Source organism: Ureaplasma zalophigenitalium, assembly GCF_025780055.1.
Classification (GTDB): Bacteria; Bacillota_I; Bacilli_A; order Mycoplasmatales; family Mycoplasmoidaceae; genus Ureaplasma; species Ureaplasma zalophigenitalium.
The window spans coordinates 1-487 of sequence record NZ_JAOXHJ010000027.1 but is presented as its reverse complement, the minus strand read 5'-3'; the positions used below and the strand labels follow the sequence as shown (position 1 = coordinate 487).

The 487-nt window shown below is 29.8% G+C and carries 1 protein-coding gene; it reads left to right on the top strand.

All coding sequences use genetic code 4. The features are described 5' to 3' along the window. Positions 1-94: 94 nt before the first annotated feature. Positions 95-487 (top strand): restriction endonuclease subunit S domain-containing protein (locus OF365_RS03205; protein WP_263818170.1); only part of this gene is annotated, 393 nt, incomplete at its 3' end.

Genomic DNA, 487 nt, shown 5'->3' with positions numbered 1-487 from the left:
TTGAGAACAGAGAAGAGTGGGAGATATATTACTACTGGAGAACAAAAAAGGATTTAATGATATAGAAATTTTAACAGCAACGAATAATAATGGTATGCAACCAAGGAAGAACTCACGCCTAACTATCAATTTTAATCTATCAAACTTGACTAACTATAATTACGTAAAAAAATACGACTTTGTTTTGCATCTTTCATCATACTTTTGCGGACTAGCATTTTCATTGTATAGTGGATTAACTAGCCCAGCCTATAATGTTTTACGCCTAAAAGACGTGAATTTAGATTACCCATTTTATTTTAAGGAAATTTTTTCTTCAAAAAGTTTCATCCAAAAACTTAAACCTATTACCTTCGGATTAAGAATTGGAAAGACAATTAAATTTAGTGATATGGCGAATATTAAAATATGATCTGCAAAAATAGATGAGCAAAAAACGATTTCATTATTTTTAGATAAGATTTCGCGTACCATATCACTTCTTCAG